Origin of the sequence: Shewanella sp. c952, from assembly GCF_019654975.1 — a bacterium.
Classification (GTDB): Bacteria; Pseudomonadota; Gammaproteobacteria; order Enterobacterales; family Shewanellaceae; genus Shewanella.
On record NZ_BPEW01000001.1, the window covers coordinates 395,110 to 415,494 of the forward strand.

Here is a 20,385-nt window from a genome sequence, read left to right on the forward strand (position 1 = left end):
TAAGACGTGTCGAATAATAAGGCAAGTTAATGACTAAATCACTTTCTACTCGGATCTTTATCGGTCTATTTTCAGGTTTGATCCTCGGCTCGATCATTCAATACTTCCTCGCAGATATCGGTTTCTTCAGCGGTACAGTGGTAGATATCGCCTCCGGCGCTGGCACCATGTTCGTTAATATGATCATGATGTTAGTTGTGCCATTAGTATTCGTTTCAATTGTATGCGGCGTTTGCGAACTGAAAGACCTCAATAGTTTTGGCCGTTTAGGCGGTAAAACGTTTGGCTTCTACATCATTAATACCTTAGTGGCTATTTTTGCTGCATTAGCTGTCGCTTTGCTATTGGCGCCGGGTAAAGGCGTTGATATGTCGAGCAGTGGTGGTGTTGATATCGTCGCCACAGAGCTACCAAACTTAGTACAACTTATTGTGGGTATCGTACCTAGCAACCCTGTTGCAGCCTTTACGTCGGGCAATATGTTGCAAGTTATCTTTATGGCACTTTTGCTAGGCGGCGTGATTAAGTCACTTGGTGAAACAGCTAAAAGCGCTGTGAGCGGTTTTCAGGTTGCCAACAAAATAATGATGAAGCTTATTAGCGTGGTGATGCAGTTAGCGCCTATTGGTGTGTTCGCATTGATGCTTAAGCTAGGTGCAACCCTTGAAGCTGCGATATTTGGTAGCGTATTAGAATACCTTGTGGTCATTCTAAGCTTACTGCTGTTGTGGATATTTGTTGTTTATCCTTTTGCTGTAAGCATGTTTACTCCAGTATCTGCCAAAGAGTTTCGCGCTAAAACTCGTGAACAGATTTTATTTTCACTTTCAACAGCGAGCTCAAACGCTACTATCCCAGTGACAATGCGTACCTTAACCGAGAAGCTGGGTGTTAATCGCGCCGTAGCAGGTTTTGGCGTACCGCTGGGTGCAACGATGAACATGGGCGGCGTATCAATTTACATCACCATTGCTATCTTCTTTGTGGCTAATGCGTTTGGCGCGCCAATCGGTATGGATCAGTTACCAGCACTACTGTTTAGCATCTTCTTACTGTCTGTTGGCGCTGGCGGTGTTCCAGGTGGCGGAATGGTGATGATTGGTGTGCTTATTCATCAGATGGGTCTACCGGTTGAAGCATTTGCGATTGTGGCCGCGCTTGACCGCCTTATCGATATGGTACTGACATCATGTAACGTAGTCGGAGATGCTGCGGTATTGACCATAGTTGATGAAACTGAAAAGCGTGCAGAAGCTAAGCTGGTGACTGCATCAAACAGTGTTACCTCAAGCTAGCTTAAGGGCTGCTTAATTCTAAAAACTCGCCTAAATAGGCGAGTTTTTTGTATTGCACGGTTAAATTGACGATGCGGTGAATGAATTTTTTATTGGGTCGTTACTTCAGTCTTTAGTTTTATTCAAAATTTAAACTAACGCTGTATGAAATCGAGCAAAAACCTGATTAATTCCAGTATAAATGGTAGCTGGTTCATTCTATAATCAGACGATTTTTAGTGATGGTCTCACTCATTTATTGCGTTCAGCTCAACACAACAGAAGCTAAGTTAAGACCATGGAGTTTTGATAGCAACACCTATTGGGAACTCATATAAAACTATAACGGTAAGCACTTTAATAACAAGAACGTGCAGTGGGGTTAGTACTCCCGAATAGCGCCCGCTGCCGATAGAATGAAATTAGCGGGTAAATGGAGTACTGCCTATTTCGCTCGTGGAACCACATACCCTCTAGGTATGGTGTAATGAATCAAAATGTTATTGAGTTGACTTCTGAGATGGCTGATGCTGCTGACGGGAATCAGAACAGTGATGAATCACCGATGGCGCGAGCCGCTTAGTTTGATGTATTACCCGACACCACAAAACTTCGCAGAATTATAAATACTGAATCACTCGATTTCCGGGGATATAGCACTTCTATATAACTTCTGAATACAGTAACTCATAAACCGTAGTGTTTCCCATATTAGTGTGTACAACTAATATGGATTGACGGTTTGGCATTCAACGATTGTTTGGTATGAGTTCATGTGGTTTTCAAGGTGTTGAAAATATTTATAATAGCTTAAGTATTCTTTTATAATTCAATATATATTAACTTCGATGAGATTTGTAATAACTTAATTGATTTGGTATTAATTATGAACAGCTATTGTGTATATAATACTACAATCCAATAGTTCTAATTTTTAAGTCTTTGGAATGGTAATTAATACTTATGGGTGATTGAGTTGATGCATCTTCACTGTAGAATCTAGCCGGCTTTAATTAGATTTCAAGGAGTGAATAATATTAAAGAATAAAATGCACGGTCAAGGGATGACAGAATATATCATTATTGTAGCACTAATCGCAATTGCCGCTATTGGAGCATTTACAATGTTTGGCGACGTCGTTCGTAATCAAACTGCATCTATGGCCGCTGAATTAGGTGGTAGCGGAACTGAAGCAACGAAAGCGACAAAACAAGCGACTAAGCAGGGCAAGGCTGCGGTAACCATCGCAGCTAAAGAAGGTGGTTTAGATAAATATAATGCTACTGCTGGTTCATCAATTAAAAAATAATAATAGCTATTATAGTGCGGGCCTGCCCGCACCCTCTTTTATGGAAAATAAGAGTCTCCTATGCCTATCAAACCATTTTTTAAACTCAAATGCTCTTTAGCCACTATCTCACTATTTTTTTGTGCTCAAAGTATAGCGGCTGAAGCACCAAAGCCGTGGCATTTTGACGGCAATATTTATAGGGAGGCTTTAAGTGAAAGTATAAGTAGCGGTGAAAGCAATCAAAGCCTGTTAAATAAAAACATACAATGGGATGAATGTTCGACAATGGCGCCAGCTACAGATCGAATGGCTTTAGGAGTGCAAGATAATCCTGATGATCCTGATTTTATGCGTGAGACGATCCGAGATCTGTATCCTGTGGATAATGATAGTTTTTCAGATGTGATTAATCAGAAAATGATGGATTTGGCTTTTGAAATGGCTGATGTAGCAGACGGTGACAAAAGCAGTGATGATTCTGTTGTTACTCAAGCCGCTTGGGATTGGTGTATTGCTCAAGACCCAAACGATTTTTCTGATTTATAACGAATGAAATTATTGATTAAATATATATCTTTAATATGGCGCTATCGCTACTAATAAACTAAGCGAGTTATTGACATGGAATGTCATTTAAATCTTCCTCTATCAAAACGTCCCTGTTTTTTGACATCGCAAAAAGGTTATGCAAGCGTACTTTTTTTGGCTTTCTTTGGCTTTCTTTGGCTTTCTTTGGCTTTTTTGGCTGTTTTTGCCGCTGTGGCCTTGGCGCTATTCTCACTTTATGACACAGGTATTGTCGCTTCTGAGCGAATAAGAATGCAAAATACTGCCGATAATGTTGCCTATAGCACAACCACTATGGTGACGCGAGATATGAATATCATCGCTATCACTAACCGCGCCATGGTAGCTAATCAAGTGGCGATAGGGCAAATGGTCGCCTTAGCCTCTTGGGCTAATATGGTACAAGAGTTTGCTGGTAACTTGGAGACTCTTGGCTATTTTGCGCAAGTCATTCCCTATGTTGGCAAATTGATAGAGCAAATTACTGAAGTTGTCTATAAAGCCACGACTCAACTTAAAATGTTATTCAAAAATTTGGTAATAAATTTATCCTTGCAGAAGATAAATTGATTGGCTTGTTATATGCCATGCAAGCTGCTAATCATCAAATGACACTATTCAGCGGTAAAATTATTTACGATGATATTATCGCTAAAAACGACCCTGATGTTAGCGCTAATGCCCTCTGCACCGTTTATAACATCAACAGTTTTATCAAAGCCTATAAAGGTCATACTCAGTATAATATTCGGGATAATATAAAGAGTAAAAAACTGACTGGACAACGCTTTGCTGAAATGGCCAACATGGTCAATGATTCTCGAGACAAAATGATGGCCGATCGTGCTTATCGGGTAATACCAAAGATTACTGTTTTTCCTTGACCAGTGAGGCTTAAGTTTTGGGGACCAAAGTATGGTGGAACTGATTATGTCATGAGTAAGAAAAAGAATAAGTATGCATGGAGCTGGACGTCGCTAGATACTTTTAGTTTGTGGTGGAGTTATCGCTACGGCCTTGTTTCCTAAATCGAATGAACTTTTTGCCATTAGCGTGATCTGATCTCCCAAGATAGCTACGCGGAGCAGCAAAATGGGAAAGTCTAAGCATAAAATGACTAACTGGTCTCAGTACAACAAAGCACTAGTCAATCGTGGCTCTCTGACGTTCTGGATTGATGAGCAAGCCATTAAGTCTTGGCTATGTATCGAACACAATGGTCGTCGTGGTCGAGGGTATATTTACTCCGATGTTGCTATTGAAACAGCACTGGTTGTTAAAGGCGTATTCAACTTGTCACTGCGAGCACTAGAAGGCTTTACCAACTCTGTATTCCAGCTTATGGATGTGCCACTGACCTCCCCGAGTTACAGCTGTATTAGTAAGCGAGCTAAGACTGTTGAAATCAAGTATCGGGCAAAGAGTCGTGGTCCTGTGGCACATGTTGTTATTGATTCAACAGGTCTCAAAGTTTACGGTGAAGGAGAATGGAAAACCCGTAAGCACGGCAAAGAAAAGCGCCGTACCTGGCGTAAGCTACACCTCGCAGTTGATAGTAATACGCATGAGATTGTGTCAGCAGAAGTCACCTTAGTTAACGTTGCAGATAATGAAGTGCTACCCACATTGCTCAACCCGTTGAGAAGACGTATAGCTCAGTTATCAGCTGATGGTGCATACGATACCAAGGCATGCCACAAGCAGCTTCAACGCAAAAATTGCAAACCCACTATTCCCCCCAGAAGTAATGCAGGGTACTGGGAAGATGGGCACCCGAGAAATGAGGCAGTAAAAGCGCTCAAGACCAGCCAATTAGCACAATGGAAACAGGACAATGATTACCATCAAAGATCACTATCTGAAACAGCGATGTATCGATATAAGCAGCTGGTGAGCCCGAAACTTAGCCTGCGCGACTATAACGCTCAAGTAGGTGAAGCTTTAGCGGGAGTAAAAGCAATCAACAAAGTCATAGAACTAGGAATGCCCATTAGGAAAGAAGCTGCCTAATTCGATAAAACACTTGGGGTAGCTGCATCTAGTACTGGGATTTGATCAACAACGCCTTTCTACGTTGTTGGGCATATAGACGATCAGGGAAAGCAAGGTTACAATCAAACGTTACCTGAAAAAAGATCAAAGGTTGTTGTGTGCACGTTAATCGTCGATTACCAATTGTCTGAACAGCAATTAGTTGCGGTTGGTATTGGGGAATACTCGCCTGTAGCGAACAAAAATAATGATGCCGGTCAGAAGCTAAACCGCAGGGTAGAGTTAGTCTTACGTTCAGATACTAAATAGCTATTTTTAACTTCAGGGTAAGCTCGTCTAGTTTGGCGAGCTTTTTTAGTACTTGTAGGTAGACAATTTTTGTTATTGCTTTAGCCTGCGGCTCAAAGCGCTTTGGCTGATCCCCAACATTCTAGCTGCGGCTGTCTGGCTATTGGCTGTGCGGCTCATCGCTTCATTGATCAATGCATCGCCCATCTGTGCCAATGTCGGCAGTTCTTTGGGAAAGACTAACTGATCACTATCCTCTGCAACGACCTTGCTTAGATTGATGGCTTCCATAAACGGACTGATATTGAGTTGAATACCATCGCTGCGACTGACGGCATCAAATACCATGCCTTTTAACTCATGCAAATTGCCTGGAAACTCATAGTCTGCGAGTTGTGCGGCAAGGGTACTTGGCTGATCAGGCCTTGGTAGGTTCATTTCATCAGCCGCTAAGCTGATGAAGTGATTGATTAGCATAAATAGATCGAGTCTACGCTGCCTAAGCGGAGGGAGTTTAATGGTGTGAGAGCGTAAGCGGTAGAGAAGGTCATTTCGAAATTTGCCCACTTTACTTAAGGCCAGCAGGTCATGTTGCGTTGAGGTGATGATTTTACACAGCACTGGGTAGGCTTTATCGCTGCCAATGGGGTAATACTGTTTATGCTCTATGACATCGACTAGCTTTGCCTGTGATTCTATTGGCAAATCACCAATTTCATTGAGATACAGTAAGCCTGATTGTACTTGATGTAATACGCCAGCTTGGGCGCTGACCTGTCCATTATCTAAGGTTTTTATCTGACCAAACAGCTGTAGCTCAAAGGCGCTGGCACTGATCCCGGCAAGATTAACGTTGATAAACGGGGCATCTGGACAGCAAAGCTGATGCGCTGATTTGGCAAATTCATCTTTGCCGGTACCGCTCTCGCCTTGAATCAAGATAGGTTCCGGACTGGGTGCAACCGCTTCAAAATAACGAAACTGATCCAGCAATGCAGGCTCACAAGTAAGGATGTTATTGAAGGCTTCAGGCTGGGAAAGCGTTTTGCTGAGAAAGCTCTCTTTAATTCTTAGATAGTTCCGTTCAAGCCCTACAACTTCTAATGCACGGCGTACTGTGCGGGCAAGGTCATCGACATTATCTGTTTTAATAAAGTAATCATAAGCACCATGCTTAATGCAGCGCACTGCGGTATCAACCTCGTTGACACCTGTGACGATAATGACCCGAGTATTGGGACAGGCATTACGGATCATATCCAATAGTTCTTCGCCGGAGTGGAAGGGCATGGTTAAGTCCAGTAACACTAAAGCGTAATCACCGACTTCAAGACGATTCATCACCTGCCGGCTGTCGACACAAGTATCGATTTTTGCCTCGGGCACTAGCCTGTTAAGCGTTATCGCTAGGGTGCGTAACCAAGATGCTTCATCGTCGACAAGTAGAATATTTCTGGCTAGTTTCACGTGTGAGTCTCCAATGGGAAGCGAAGGGTGATTACGGTACCTTTGCCAATACGCGACTTTATCTGCATATCAGCGTCGTGTTCTTTAATGATGCGGCTACAAACTGACAGTCCAAGCCCGGTGCCACCACTTGAGCGTCTTGTGGTGAAAAATGGCTCGGTGATCCGTTGCAATGTTGCTCTGTCCATACCTTGACCCTTATCGGTAATCGTCAAGTAAGCAAACCCGTGTTCAACGTGGGTTTTGAGTACAATATGTTGGTCATTATCATAGGTGTCAGCATCCAGCACTATGGCGTGGCAGGCATTTTGAATTAAGTTGATTAGCACTTGGTTTAACTGCTGTGCATCGCCTGTAATTATGGGGCTAGGGCTGTATAAATCAGTGACTACATTTAAGGTTTTTATCTGGTTGGCTGTTAAGCGCAAAGAGACCTGTACCACTTCATTCAGTGATATCGCTTGGTATTCATCAGCGATGGTGGGTAAGGCATAGCGTTTTAAGTCGTTAACGATACGACTAATGCGATCGGCACCCTCAACAATCGATTGGCTACTTAGATTGAGCTCCGTCAACGCCGATGTAGACTCTAGCCCTGCAATATTCCAAAATGGATTCTGTTTCTGGTAGCTATCCGCGGCGATAGAAAGATCGGCTAGGGCATCGTTTATAAACGCTATCGAGTGGATGATTATGCCGGTAGGGTTATTGATTTCATGGGCGATACCTGCTGAAAGCTCTCCTAAAGAGGCCAGTCGGCTGGCTTCGTCATTAGCTTGGCGAAGTCGCTGCTGCTCAGTGGTTTCTTCCAGCAAAATAACCGCTTGATCATCACCAATGGGATGCAATTGTAACTGCCAATGCTGATTTTCAATGGCCATATCAGCAATCGTGGATCGGTTGCTGTCTAAGGTTTCAATAAGGCTTGGTAATAGTTTGAATGGTTGACCATCGATGTAGTGGAAGTCCGGGTTTTTGAGCAATTGATTATTATCATTACTCCACAGGCATTCACCTTGGCGGTTAAACAGTGTCACCCCATGAGGAATACCATCGAGTACTGACTGGAACTGTTTCGACAGGTTAGAAATAGCCGCTTCGGCTTTTTTGCGCTGAGCTAACTCTAGCTTTAACGCCTTGCTGCGTTTACGTAGGCTTAGGCTGACGTAACCGGTGAGCAGCATGCCAACAGCAGAAATTAAGCTAACAAAAATTGCCAGTGACAGCATACGTTGTTGCGCGGAGTTTAGATCGACCTTCTCACGTCCTGTACCAAACCATTTATTCACTAGACGGTCATATTCACCCGATAGCTTTAGTTGGCGCAGCGCATCATTAATGTGCGCCATTAGTGCTTCATTTTTGCGATTACTGACAAAGTTAAACGCCCCATATATCAGTGGATCACTAGAGCTTCTAATTGAGGGGTATAACGGCATTAATCGTCTGGCAACAAAGTTTTCTGCAATGACGACATCGACCTGGCCCTTTATTAATAACTGAAATCCTGTTTCGTAAAGATCAACGTCGACTCTTTTAAAGTCTTGTTGTTTGCCAGAGATATAAACATCAACAAAGGCACCCTTTTTAATGGCAACTCGTTTACCTTTCAGATCGTCCCAGCCTTCGATGAATGATTTGCCTTGCAGGGTATAAGCTTTTGCGTGGGTGGCGTAGATCGGATCTGACTGACTAAGATCGCGATCGATTGTCACCGGGCTGACAACCGCGATCACATCAATCAAAGAGTCTGGGTTATGAACATCTGTCAGTAACTGCTGGAAGGTTTTACGCCTAACGACTATCCGTTTACCGGTGAGTTGGCCGATCCGATCCAGTAGCTCTAAGTTAAAACCTTGATCGACGCCGTTATTACGCCATTCAAGCGGTGCTGTTTTTGAGTGAACACCAAACACAACACTGTTGCTATCTTCAGCTACAGCAGTTTGGGGGAGCAGCACTGAAGTCATTGCCAGCAGTGTGCATAAAAGTTTAACGAGTATTTTCATGAGCTAATCTTAGCATGCACTTATACACGTTAACTGTGCAGTAATTCTCGGTTTTTGACCGCTACAGCAGCTATATAATGGGGCTATATCCCAGCCTCGCCATCTCTGTTAACAGTTAAATAATCGCTGGAAGGTACCTTATTTACCAATGTTAGCTAGCTCACACAGACTTATGCATTTTTGCATAACCCATCATGCAGTTATGCATTCGTGCATGAGCAATTTGGCAAGCTGTGATCAAGTGTTCAGTTTGTTAAGAGCTAATGGCTTGTTGGTTGAGAGAAGCGCTTATCAGGCTCAAAATGAATTCGAACTTAACAATTGACGACAACATTAACGATTGTCGAAATTACCGTGATGACTTTTACAAGTGACAATAAGTGACTTGCTGAGAGTGAGGATTTGAGATGAAAAACTTTAAAAAAGCAGTGTGTATTGCAACTCTTCTAGGTTCTGCAGGCCTAATGGGTAACGCAATGGCAGCTGATAACTTAGCTGAATTCCATGGTGAAAACCAAGAGTGTGATAGCTGCCACATGCCAGATGGTGAGCTTTCAAATGACAACCTAAGTTACGAAAATGAGCAGTGTGTATCTTGTCATGGCACGATGGAAGAGGTGGCAAAAGAGACTGAACATGAACACTACAATGCCCACGCATCTCACTTCCCTGGCGAAATCGCTTGTACTTCTTGCCACAGCGCTCACGAAAAATCGATGGTTTACTGTGACTCTTGCCACAGCTTCGACTTTGACATGCCATACACGAAGAAGTGGGAACGTAATGAGCCAAGCATCGATGAGTTATTAAAAGACAAATCAGATCGCCAAGCGGCATTAGCAGCAGCTCCACGCGATACAACCGATGTTGTGATTATTGGTTCTGGCGGCGCAGGTTTCTCGGCCGCGGTTTCAGCTCATGATAATGGCGCTAAAGTTATTCTTGTTGAAAAAGAACCTGTGATTGGCGGTAACGCTAAGTTAGCTGCAGGCGGCATGAATGCTGCTTGGACTGATCAACAAAAAGCTAAAGGTATTGAAGATAGCGTTGAGTCTATGGTTAAAGACACCATGAAAGGTGGCCGTAACTTAAATGACCCTGCTCTTGTAGATGTACTGGCATCTCACTCAAAAGGTTCAGTTGACTGGTTAACAGCAATGGGTGCAGATTTAACTGATATCGGCCGTATGGGTGGCGCATCTGTTAACCGTTCTCACCGTCCAACAGGTGGTGCTGGTGTTGGTGCTCACGTGATTCAAGTGCTTTTTGATAATGCGGTTAAGCGTGATATCGATATGCGCATGAACACTCGTGGTATTGAAATCCTAAAAGACGACAAAGGCAACGTTAAAGGCCTGCTCGTTAAAGGTATGTACAAAGGTTACTACTGGATTAAAGCTGATGCTGTTGTATTAGCAACTGGTGGTTTCGGTAAGAACAATGAGCGTGTCGCTAAGCTTGATCCAAAACTAAAAGGTTTTGTATCGACTAACCAACCAGGTGCGACAGGCGACGGTATCGATGTAGCGGGTAATGCTGGCGCAGCGATGCAAGATCTACAGTACATTCAAGCTCACCCAACACTATCAGTTAAAGGTGGTGTGATGGTTACTGAAGCGGTACGTGGTAACGGTGCCATTTTAGTTAACCGCGAAGGTAAGCGTTTCGTCAACGAGATTACCACTCGTGACAAAGCTGCTGCAGCAATTCTTGAGCAAACAGGTAAAACAGCTTACCTAATTTTTGATGACTCTGTACGTAAGTCGCTAAGCAAAATTGATAAGTACATCGGTCTAGGTGTAGCACCGACTGCTGACTCGCTTGTTAAGCTTGGTAAGCTAGAGAACATCGATGGTAAAGCATTGACTGAAACTGTGGCGCGTTACAACAGCTTCGTGACTGCTGGTAAAGACGCAGACTTTGAACGTCCTAACCTACCGCGTGCTCTTAATGAAGGTAACTATTTTGCGATTGAAGTCACTCCTGGTGTTCACCACACTATGGGCGGCGTGATGATTGACTCTAAGTCTGAAATTCTAAACGCTAAGAAACAGGTTATTCCCGGTCTATACGGTGCGGGTGAAGTGACTGGTGGTGTACACGGTGCTAACCGTCTAGGTGGCAACGCGATTTCTGACATCGTCACCTTCGGTAGAATGGCTGGTGAAAATGCAGCTAAGTACTCTGAGAAAAAGTAGTCTTAGAAATAGTAGACTGCAATGAGTGACTGTTAAGTCTCTCTTTAAATTGAAAGCCTCTATCTTTTAGATAGGGGCTTTTTTGTATCATTCCTCGTTGTTAAGCTCAGCTAGAGATTCAAAGTAATCTAGCAAGTAGTCTACAAATGCTCTCACTCGGTAGGGTTGATACTCATCGTTCTTGAATACAGCATACATAGGCAAAATGTTCGGTTCATAATGACTTAATACTTGAATCAAACTGCCATTTTGTAAATGTTCTGCAACCATCCAGTGCGGCAGGGCAGTTATACCATGCCCCAGTAACGCCATTTCTAATAACAGCTCTGGACTATCGCTTTTAAAAACCTCCTTGACCACTACCTTTGTGTCGGCTTGATTGCTTTTACGTAACCTCCAAGTATTTGATGGCGTCGTTAACGAATAGGTAAGACAGTCGTGAGACAAGAGGTCATTAGCTGAGGTTGGTATTCCTCTACCTTGTAAATAGCTGGGTGAAGCAAAGTAGATTGGATGATGATTAAATAAAAAGCGTGCTTTGTAGCCCGAATCTTCTAAAACTGACGCTCTTATCGCTATGTCTATATTGTTTTCAACTAGATCTATCCGTCGATTATTGACAGAGGTGTCGATTGTCAGTTCAGGATGAATTTTCATAAAATTGCTTATTGGTTTCAATAGCAATTTAGTCACGAGTGAGCTGGGAACAGATAGCTTTAGTTGCCCTTTGACCTGCTTTAATTCCTCTTTTAAGCTAGATTCGAAATGTGACATCTCGTCGATGAATCTCTCACTGTATTGGAGATATTGAATAGCTTGAGCGGTTAGCTGGATCTTTCTGCTATTGCGATGAAACAACGCAAATCCAACTCTGTTCTCTAACCAAGCTATCTTTTTACTCACAGCACTTTGAGTCATATTTAGCTCACTCGCTGCTGCAGTAAAGCTACCTAAGTGCGCGACTCTGATGAAGAGTTGCAGGCAATCAAATTTGTCCATTGCATTCTTATTTGGAATGGTTGTTGTGCTAAATGTAGCGTTTAAGGTTGGCTTTGGGAATGTTTTAATTGGGATATTCACCAAGAGGATATTCAAAATGAAAGATATTGCTATTGTTGTATTAGTCGCTTTTTTTATGTTTGCTAGCTCAATAAAGTTACTAGGCTGGCAAAAACTGATTTTCGAAACCCAGCTTAATTTCTTTAAAAAGTATGGCCTCAACAGAGAGATAATGTTTCTGGTTGGATTAATTGAGTTTTCAGGAGTTACATTACTTGGTGCATTTCTAGCATTATCGGCGCCAGAGTGGGCTCTTTGGGGCGGTGCAGGGCTAATTGCTGTCACGTCCTTGGGGGCAATATTTTTCCATCTACGCTTTGATAGGTGGCAAGATGGTATCCCTGCCATCGTCACTCTATTTCTGTCTCTGTATGTACTGCTAAGTTAATTATTGCTTAGTTAAAATTGCTGCTTAGGTCGCCTCTAATAATCAGGAGGCGACTTTCTAATTTAGTTGATGTGACTAAACAATATTAGCTTAGAAGCGGGCGTTATCTAGAGCTTGCTGATGCGCTTAAATCAGCTTTTCTGGGGCTAACTTTTTGGTGCTTGAGCTGCAAGGTTATGCATCATTTTATCTGTCACTGCCATAAAACTTTCTAACTGCTGCTCTGAAACTCCGGCGGCCATTTGTTCAAAAATGCGCTTGTTTACCTCAGTTAATTGGCCGGTAATCTCCTTACCTGCATCAGTGATGCTTAAGCATTGGCTGCGCTTATCTTCTGGGTTTGGCTGCTTAATAATGAGCTCTTGCGCAATTAACGTATTAAGCAAACGAGTCACTTGAGCTTTATCACGGTCTAGAAAGTTTGCTATGTCGATGGCTGTGCAGGGTGTTTTGGCATTTATTATTTTCAATACTCGCACATGCATAGGTGCAATACCTAGATCCATTACCTCAAGGTGGTCATGGATTTTTCGTTTCAATGTATGAGCTAAGTGAAACAAGCTATCGAGTGGTTGTTGGGTTGACATACAATCCCCTATGAACATAGTTGACAATATCAACTAGTTTGAATTATAGTTGATATTATCAACTATGGTGGGTGTGATTACAAGTTTGGAGAATTAGTATGGGTATACAAGCAGCGGTATACGCACCGCTACCAGAGAAAAGCAAAAAACCTTTGGCTTATAAAATACTATTGGTGCTAGCAATGATGTCATTAATGGCAGGTTCGTTAACAGGGGTCATGACCTATTTTACTATTGGTTATACGGAAACCTTTTTTACTGATTGGTTGAGTTCTTTCTTGTTTGCAGCAGTGACTGTGATGCCTGCAGGTTTTTTAATTATGGCTATGCTAACGGGGATCGCTGCTAAACTTTTACCTGAGGTAGCAGAGCAAAAACGAAATCTAGCAATAGGGGTATCGATGGCTTTTATAATGGAGTCATTAATGGCACTCACAACTGCATACAACAATGTAGGATTTAATGAGAGTGTTACATTTTTTAATGCTTGGTTTGATGGGCTTGTTGGAGCATTACCTGTGGCGTTAGCCCTTATGGTTACTATCTCGATGACAGTGAAGCCTAAAGTGGAAGCTTATCTTAGAGGCTGAGCCTAACATGCTTATGACGAGGCAATATTGATCAATAATTTTTCAGCCTCTCAGTAACCCAATAAACAGCTTAAAATCCTTTCTTTAAAAACAATGCCGATTGCAGTAACGCTCGCTCACAGCGCTACCGCACTGGTTATCTAGACTACTGCACTGAGTCGAAATTTTGTCCAGCTTGGTTATATGAGGTTCACATGAAACATTATCGTGTCACTATCGAAGAAATGAATACAGAGTCAGAAACGGTTAGAATCTTAGTGTTTGAACATCAAGATAGAGAAGATCTATTTAATGTTGTTGAGCAGTTAAAGCTGGGGAGTGGTTTAGATGAAGCCTTAGCAACAAAGGTAGCGGTAGCATTGCGGCTGTTAGGCCCTGTTATGATGCAAAATCGAAAGCATCCTTTATTTGAAGATTTCATGCCTCATTTCAAAAGGTTTATGCACAACTTAAAGAGCACAGTAAAAGCAGCTGTAAAGGCTTAACTCTGGTATGAAAAAAGCGCAATACCCTAAGGGCGTTGCGCTTGTTAGATTTTAGGAACGATAACCTAGAATCTTATAAAGTTGGCTCTTCTGAGTAATCAACTTGATGATACTCAAGGCATGCATCAACTTCATTGGCAGAACCCAAGATAACAGCAACACGCTGGTGGATCTCTGTTGGCTCTATATCCATAATAGTTTCATAACCGGTAGACGCTTTACCACCTGCTTGCTCAACTAAGAAAGACATTGGGTTTGCTTCGTACATCAAACGTAATTTGAATGGCTTATTTGGGTTCTTGTTGTCTGTTGGGTAGGTGAAGATCCCGCCGCGGCAAAGTACCCGGTGAACATCGCCAACCATGGCTGCAATCCAGCGCATGTTAAAGGCTTTTTCGCGTGGCCCAATGGTGCCTAGTAGCAGATCGTTAATGTAGGTCTGCATTGGCGCTTCCCAGAAGCGTTGGTTTGACATGTTAATGGCAAACTCAGCAGTGTCTTTGCTGATGCTCATAGCAGGATCAGTCAATAGATACTGGTTGGTTTCAGGATTAAGGGTGAACAGTTGCACGCCTTTACCTGTGGTGAGAGCCAGCATAGTAGAAGGGCCATAAAGCACATAACCTGCGGCAACTTGTTTACGACCCGCTTGCAAGAAGCTTTTCTCTGAAAACTCACCGGCTGGCGCTGGTAGTACCGAAAAGATTGTACCGACTAACGAGTTGATGTCGATATTTGATGAACCATCTAATGGATCAAAGCAGACTAGAAACTCGCCGTTAGCATCGGCATCAACCACGTAGTCTTCCTCTTCAGACGCAATGCCTCGGACTGTACCGTCAGCTTTTAGCGCATCTTTGAGCATATCATTGGTGATGATATCCAGTTTCTTTTGGGTTTCACCTTGAACATTTTCTTGCTCTGTTGCGCCCAAAATACCCGCTAAGGCACCATGGCGAACGGCATGGCTGATCTCGATAGAGGTGTCAGCTAAGGTCAGGATCAGTTTTTCAAGAGAGGGAGAAATTGCTTGCGATGTCAGGTTTTCAGCCAGAGTCTGCATGTTGTTTCCTATGACAATTTAATTGTATTAAATTGAGTTAGAGGTCGGGATTTTTAGTTTTAATACCAATCGGCATAAGTAGTTGGTCTACTCAGAGTGTTTTTTGGCGAACTAATTCAAGACGGATAATTGCCATAATGGTTGCTCCCTTATGCCTTTATCCAACACCGAAGTAGGAAGCCAAAAACACTCCTTACAGGCGAGTTTTAGCGGCTCTGATGCTGCGTTAATTAGCTTGAACATAGAATAACTATGTACTTCGCTCATTGCCTTGCCTCAAAACCGCTAAACTCTCGCTGAGCGACCAAATCTTTATGCCGATTGGTATAAACTTTTTATTGTCGGCGATGATACCTGAGAATGGCAGTTTTTTCAGCTGTAAAGCGCACACGCCAGTGCATATTGTCTGCATTGTTTTTGTTTTGCTGATGTTTGAGGCACAATGTAGACCAATTTTCAGCCAAAGCACGTTTTAACAACGTGTTATCCAAGGAATAATAATGAAAAAAAATTGGATGAATTTGCTGCTTGCCACGTTTCCTATGATGATGGCATCTCCAGCAATTGCACAATCTACAGCAAATAAGGGTGGCGATGAGCCGTTAACTATCGAGCGCATGTACGCTTCACCGGCATTGGCTGGCACCAGCCCGCGTGGACTTAAGCTTTCGCCAGATGGTAAGCGAGTGACCTATTTAGCTGGCCGCAAAGATGATCAACATTTTTACGATTTATGGCAGATGGATGTCGCAACGGGCAAACAGAGCATGCTACTTGATGCCGATAAGCTAACTATTGGTGAGCTATCCGATGAGGAAAAAGCGCGTCGCGAACGTCAGCGTATTTATGGCCAAGGCATTATGGAGTATTTCTGGGCTGATGATAGCCAAGCTATGCTTATTCCTGCCTCAGGTCAGCTGTATTACTTCTCGGTAAAGAACAATCAAGTAAAACTGCTTAAAACAGGTGAGGGCTTTGCGACCGATGCAAGACTATCTCCTAAGGGAAATTACGTCTCTTTCGTACGTGAACAGAATTTGTATGTGCTGGATCTTAAATCAGAGAAGGTTACTGCATTAACCACTGATGGCGGCGGCGCGATTAAAAATGCCATGGCGGAGTTTGTTGCCCAAGAAGAGATGGGTCGTATGACGGGTTACTGGTGGTCGCCTGATGAATCAGCGATTGCCTACACTCGGATTGATGAATCAGCTGTTGAGTTAGTCACCCGCAATGAAATCTACGCCGATGGCATTAAACTCACCGAGCAACGTTATCCATATGCAGGTAAAAATAACGTAACAGTCGCGCTAGGTGTGGTGTCGCTTAATGATAGTAAAGTCGCTTGGGTTGATTTAGGCAAAGAAACCGATATCTATATACCACGGGTTAAGTGGCTGCCAAATAGCAAGCAGCTCTCTTACCAGTGGCAGAGCCGCGACCAACAATCGCTCGACTTAAGAGTCGTCAATATTGATGATATCAAGCGCAATAAAGACTTGGTGCAGGAGCGCAGCGAAGCATGGGTTAACTTAAACAATGACCTACATTTCTTAAAGAAACAGAAATCGTTTATCTGGGCGTCGGAGCGTGACGGTTTCAACCACCTTTACCTAATAGGGCTTGATGGCAAGGTTATTCGTCAGCTTACCCAAGGTGATTGGGCGGTAGATGCTGTTGAGTACATCGATGAAAAAGCCGGCCAAGTTTACTTTACCGGGCGTAAAACTAAGGTCACTGAAAAGCAGTTATATCGGGTCGCTATCACTGGTGGAAAGGTCGAATCTATTAGTCGTCGCTCTGGCATGCATTCAACGGTATTTGCCGATAACCAGCCAGTCTATTTAGACTATTTCAGTAGCTTGTCGCAGCCTCCCCAAGTGAGTTTGCACAGTGAGTCAGGTAAGCGATTAGCTTGGGTCGAGCAAAATGAAGTCAAAAAAGGGCATCCGCTCTATGACTACTTTGGACAGTGGCAAATACCTGAGTTTGGTGAGCTAACCGCAGAAGATGGTCAAGCGTTACAGTACCGCATATTTAAACCAACAAATTTTGATGCGAGCAAGAAATACCCTGTGGTTGTTCGAGTCTACGGTGGTCCACACGCACAACTTGTGACAAATAGTTGGAGCCATCAAGACTACTTTACTCAACACCTATTGCAGCAAGGCTTTATCGTTTATCAATTAGATAATCGTGGTTCAGCTCATCGCGGTACTAAGTTTGAATATGTGATTTACAAGCAGTTGGGTGATGCTGAAGTTAACGATCAAAAAGTGGGCGTCGACTATCTACGTAGCTTGCCGTATGTTGATGGCGATAATATTGCTATTTACGGCCACAGTTATGGTGGTTATATGGCGTTGATGAGTCTGTTTAAATCGCCTGATTACTTTAAGGCTGCAATCTCAGGTGCACCAGTATCCGATTGGTCATTGTATGATACCCATTACACCGAGCGTTACCTGAGTCATCCCGAGACAAATGCTAAAGGCTATGAGGCGAGTAGTGTGTTGCCGTATGTCAAAGGTTACCAGTCTGGATTGCTGATGTACCATGGCATGGCGGATGACAATGTACTATTTGAAAACAGCACTCGAGTTTATAAAGCATTGCAAGATGAAGGTAAGCTATTCCAAATGATAGATTACCCTGGTTCTAAACACTCTATGCGTGGCGAAAAAGTAAGGGTTCATTTATACCGTTCGTTAGCAGACTTTTTGGATCGTGAACTGAAATAGAGTTAACTATTTCAAAATAGGTATAAAGACAATTTAAATTTATGCCTATTTTGATTAACCAAAGATTAAATATCGTTAATAAGATAGTTTATTTATTCTTAAAGTTAAAAAGCGACCTTTAAAGGGGCAAAGCAATATTTATAGTTATTGTTGGCTTATTTGACAAATGACGATTATCTGCTAGCGGAATTTAACTTGTTGCAGAGTCAGTTTAAGGTTTAATTAAGGTTAGGCCATCAAGTTTAATAGCTTGGCTATTTGACTTGTTTTCCTCGATTTTAGATACAAAAAAAGCCAGTCAAATGACTGGCTTTTATTTTATTAGAAGATTGAATTAGTCTTCTAAGTTACCACAAAAACGGTAACCTTCACCGTGGATGGTAGCGATGATTTCTGGTGTATCTGGCAAGCTTTCGAAGTGCTTACGGATACGACGAATCGTCACATCAACAGTACGGTCATGTGGCTTAAGCTCACGACCAGTCATTTTCATTAGTAGGTCTGCACGGCTAAGGATCTTGCCTGGATTCTCTACAAAGTGCAGCATAGCGCGGAATTCACTACGTGGCAGCTTGTAAGACTCACCTTGTGGGCTAACGAGAGAGCGGCTGTTGATTTCCAAGCTCCAACCGTTGAAACGGTAGAACTCAACTGCGCTTTTCTCTTCAGACTCAGCACCAGTGCTATTTACACGGGTCAATAAGTTGCGAGCACGAATAGTCAATTCGCGAGGATTGAATGGTTTAGTGATGTAATCATCAGCGCCAATTTCAAGTCCAAGGATCTTGTCTACTTCGTTATCACGGCCAGTAAGGAAGATAAGGCCAATGTTATTAATTTCACGAAGTTCGCGTGCTAATAAAAGTCCATTTTTGCCGGGTAGATTAATATCCATCACGACTAAATTAACTTTGTTATCTTGCATAGCTTTATGCATTTCAGCGCCATCATTGGCCTCAGATACCACATATCCTTCTGCTTCAAAAATACTTCTAAGTGTGTTTCTGGTAACTGCTTCATCTTCAACAATCAGAATGTGCGGGTTTTGCATATTAATTACCTAATCTCTGTCAATTCTATTCTAACCATGAGTATAAATAATTTTATACTCCATAAAGTCATGCTGATATTTCACTGATACACGCTGGTGTTTTCAAATTCTATTCTGAAACAGCAACACACTTCATGATAAGTAAAGTATGGGTATCTCACATATGGAAAACGTAAACTGTATTTCCTTCGATAAACAATAGGGACAAGAAGTTCCTTAACGATTGTTTTTTTTTGAAGTTTAAATGTTAAATCAAACATAGATCACATTTGGTACAGCCGTGTGGATTACTCTTCTATCTGTTTCAGATATGTGTAACAAAATATGTCATCACATGTATATCAGTGCGAGTTAATCAACAGGACCTATTGTACTCGTTTTAGGCATTTGTTAACAAATGAAATGTTAACAAATTTACTGGAAGGCATGATTTAGATCACGTAAAAGTAGTTAAGTCATTGATATTAATGGTAAGTGAAATTTTATTTACTGTGATCGATATCACGTGCCTAGGCAGCCCTAACGATTTTGCTATAATAAAATCACTTCAATTGGAGAATTTGTTAGCAATGAATCACTCAGTAGAAAGACTTTGGCACGAATATCAACAAACGGAATTCTTGTTCACTCAAGGTTTATCTCCCAAAATTTCATTCGCAATCATCACTGCACACAATCCGAAAGGTCAAACATTGGCTCCCAGCCAGAATCGATTACTCGATCGTAAGTTACTGCAAGAGATCCTCGGTTTACGGCGTCCTTATCGGGCGATGGTAGGTGCTTCTCAAGATGGCAGCCATATGGAAAAGAGTTGGGCTGTAGCGACTGATAAAGCCTCGGCGATTAAGCTTGGCTGCAAATTTAATCAAAATGCTATCTATTATGTCGAGTCTGACAAATTGCAGTTGATCCCTTGCTTATTGTCACAACAGGAAACGGCTCTTGGTGCGTTTTCACCTAGAGTTAACGTGGTGCATGAGCTGCCTGATAGCGTGTAATAGCTATTGATATCAAATCAAGATGAGCGGCTTTGAGTCGAGCAGTTATTCATTGGTTGGTATAATTCTAAAGTTGTACAAATTTTGTTTGACTTGCTGGCGTTAATTATATATTTTTCACTTTCTTGATTTGTATACAAATTGAGTACAGAAGAGGAGCGTTAACTAGGTAGTGAATGAGAGGGGACCAAAACCCAAAGATCATTCATGAGGGAGATTAGCGCCGAGATATTAAAAGCTTTTTGGATAGCTTTAAGTATCGGTCGTGCAGGCTGAATCCTGTCGATTGTCACCTATTATTATGGTGGAGAGCTTCTGGTGACGATCGCTGTTTCC

18 protein-coding genes, 1 pseudogene and 1 riboswitch are annotated in these 20,385 nt (G+C 42.4%); of the genes and pseudogenes, 13 read left to right on the forward strand and 6 right to left on the reverse strand.

Annotated elements, in window-relative coordinates; all coding sequences use genetic code 11:
• Positions 1-29 precede the first annotated feature (29 nt).
• The 7 genes and pseudogenes from K5R16_RS01605 to K5R16_RS01635 form a co-directional block, all read left to right on the forward strand.
• Complete coding sequence (locus tag K5R16_RS01605) at positions 30-1,295, forward strand: dicarboxylate/amino acid:cation symporter (RefSeq protein WP_220735790.1); 1,266 nt, start codon at positions 30-32, stop codon at positions 1,293-1,295.
• A 1,043-nt stretch (positions 1,296-2,338) separates the two neighbouring features.
• Positions 2,339-2,584 (forward strand): pilus assembly protein, encoded by a 246-nt coding sequence (locus K5R16_RS01610; protein WP_259649738.1) that lies wholly within the window; start codon positions 2,339-2,341, stop codon positions 2,582-2,584.
• 60 nt (positions 2,585-2,644) lie between these two features.
• Positions 2,645-3,112: a hypothetical protein gene (locus tag K5R16_RS01615; RefSeq protein ID WP_220735792.1), complete on the forward strand. Its 468-nt coding sequence runs from the start codon at positions 2,645-2,647 to the stop codon at positions 3,110-3,112.
• Between the two features lie 75 nt (positions 3,113-3,187).
• Positions 3,188-3,703 (forward strand): hypothetical protein, encoded by a 516-nt coding sequence (locus K5R16_RS01620; RefSeq protein WP_220735793.1) that lies wholly within the window; start codon positions 3,188-3,190, stop codon positions 3,701-3,703.
• Positions 3,700-4,017, forward strand: a complete 318-nt coding sequence (locus K5R16_RS01625) for a hypothetical protein (RefSeq protein WP_220735794.1) — start codon at positions 3,700-3,702, stop codon at positions 4,015-4,017. Before K5R16_RS01620 ends, K5R16_RS01625 begins: the two co-directional genes overlap by 4 nt.
• Positions 4,018-4,225: 208 nt before the next feature.
• Positions 4,226-5,143 (forward strand): IS5 family transposase, encoded by a 918-nt coding sequence (locus K5R16_RS01630; RefSeq protein WP_220735795.1) that lies wholly within the window; start codon positions 4,226-4,228, stop codon positions 5,141-5,143.
• A gap of 69 nt (positions 5,144-5,212) precedes the next feature.
• Positions 5,213-5,434, forward strand: a pseudogene (locus K5R16_RS01635) (DUF4892 domain-containing protein); the annotation flags it as partial.
• Between the two features lie 72 nt (positions 5,435-5,506).
• Here the strand turns inward: K5R16_RS01635 and K5R16_RS01640 are convergent.
• Positions 5,507-6,880: a sigma-54 dependent transcriptional regulator gene (locus K5R16_RS01640; protein WP_220735796.1), complete on the reverse strand. Its 1,374-nt coding sequence runs from the start codon at positions 6,878-6,880 to the stop codon at positions 5,507-5,509.
• A complete protein-coding gene (locus K5R16_RS01645; RefSeq protein ID WP_220735797.1) occupies positions 6,877-8,889 on the reverse strand; it encodes an ATP-binding protein in 2,013 nt (670 codons plus the stop codon). Before K5R16_RS01645 ends, K5R16_RS01640 begins: the two co-directional genes overlap by 4 nt.
• A 407-nt stretch (positions 8,890-9,296) precedes the next feature.
• On the opposite strand from K5R16_RS01645, the gene K5R16_RS01650 reads away from it, so the two are divergent.
• Positions 9,297-11,087 (forward strand): flavocytochrome c, encoded by a 1,791-nt coding sequence (locus K5R16_RS01650; RefSeq protein ID WP_220735798.1) that lies wholly within the window; start codon positions 9,297-9,299, stop codon positions 11,085-11,087.
• Between the two features lie 87 nt (positions 11,088-11,174).
• On the opposite strand, the gene K5R16_RS01655 is transcribed toward K5R16_RS01650, so the two are convergent.
• Complete coding sequence (locus tag K5R16_RS01655) at positions 11,175-12,086, reverse strand: LysR family transcriptional regulator (protein ID WP_220735799.1); 912 nt, start codon at positions 12,084-12,086, stop codon at positions 11,175-11,177.
• 97 nt (positions 12,087-12,183) lie between these two features.
• Between K5R16_RS01655 and K5R16_RS01660 the strand changes: the two genes are divergently transcribed.
• Positions 12,184-12,534, forward strand: coding sequence for a DoxX family protein (locus K5R16_RS01660; RefSeq protein ID WP_220735800.1), 351 nt, complete (start codon positions 12,184-12,186; stop codon positions 12,532-12,534).
• 146 nt (positions 12,535-12,680) lie between these two features.
• Here K5R16_RS01660 and K5R16_RS01665 read toward each other — a convergent pair whose 3' ends face one another.
• Positions 12,681-13,121, reverse strand: coding sequence for a MarR family winged helix-turn-helix transcriptional regulator (locus K5R16_RS01665; protein ID WP_220735801.1), 441 nt, complete (start codon positions 13,119-13,121; stop codon positions 12,681-12,683).
• Positions 13,122-13,219: 98 nt separating this feature from the next.
• On the opposite strand from K5R16_RS01665, the gene K5R16_RS01670 reads away from it, so the two are divergent.
• Entirely contained in the window at positions 13,220-13,711 is a 492-nt protein-coding gene (locus K5R16_RS01670; RefSeq protein ID WP_220735802.1) for a DUF2798 domain-containing protein, read from the forward strand.
• Positions 13,712-13,905: 194 nt separating this feature from the next.
• Entirely contained in the window at positions 13,906-14,196 is a 291-nt protein-coding gene (locus K5R16_RS01675) for a DUF3861 domain-containing protein (protein WP_220735803.1), read from the forward strand.
• Between the two features lie 73 nt (positions 14,197-14,269).
• Here K5R16_RS01675 and K5R16_RS01680 read toward each other — a convergent pair whose 3' ends face one another.
• A complete protein-coding gene (locus K5R16_RS01680) occupies positions 14,270-15,259 on the reverse strand; it encodes a class 1 fructose-bisphosphatase (RefSeq protein ID WP_220735804.1) in 990 nt (329 codons plus the stop codon).
• 542 nt (positions 15,260-15,801) lie between these two features.
• Here K5R16_RS01680 and K5R16_RS01685 point away from each other — a divergent pair.
• Positions 15,802-18,000 carry a DPP IV N-terminal domain-containing protein gene (locus K5R16_RS01685; RefSeq protein ID WP_374758366.1) on the forward strand — a complete coding sequence of 733 codons (2,199 nt, stop codon included), beginning with the start codon at positions 15,802-15,804 and terminating at the stop codon, positions 17,998-18,000.
• A 334-nt stretch (positions 18,001-18,334) separates the two neighbouring features.
• Here K5R16_RS01685 and arcA read toward each other — a convergent pair whose 3' ends face one another.
• On the reverse strand, positions 18,335-19,051 hold the full coding sequence (gene arcA / locus K5R16_RS01690) for a two-component system response regulator ArcA (RefSeq protein WP_020914329.1): 717 nt from the start codon (positions 19,049-19,051) through the stop codon (positions 18,335-18,337).
• Between the two features lie 569 nt (positions 19,052-19,620).
• Here arcA and K5R16_RS01695 point away from each other — a divergent pair.
• A complete protein-coding gene (locus tag K5R16_RS01695; protein ID WP_220735806.1) occupies positions 19,621-20,049 on the forward strand; it encodes a DUF3293 domain-containing protein in 429 nt (142 codons plus the stop codon).
• Positions 20,050-20,192: 143 nt separating this feature from the next.
• A riboswitch (Lysine riboswitch) is annotated at positions 20,193-20,372 on the forward strand.
• The last annotated feature ends 13 nt before the right edge of the window (positions 20,373-20,385 follow it).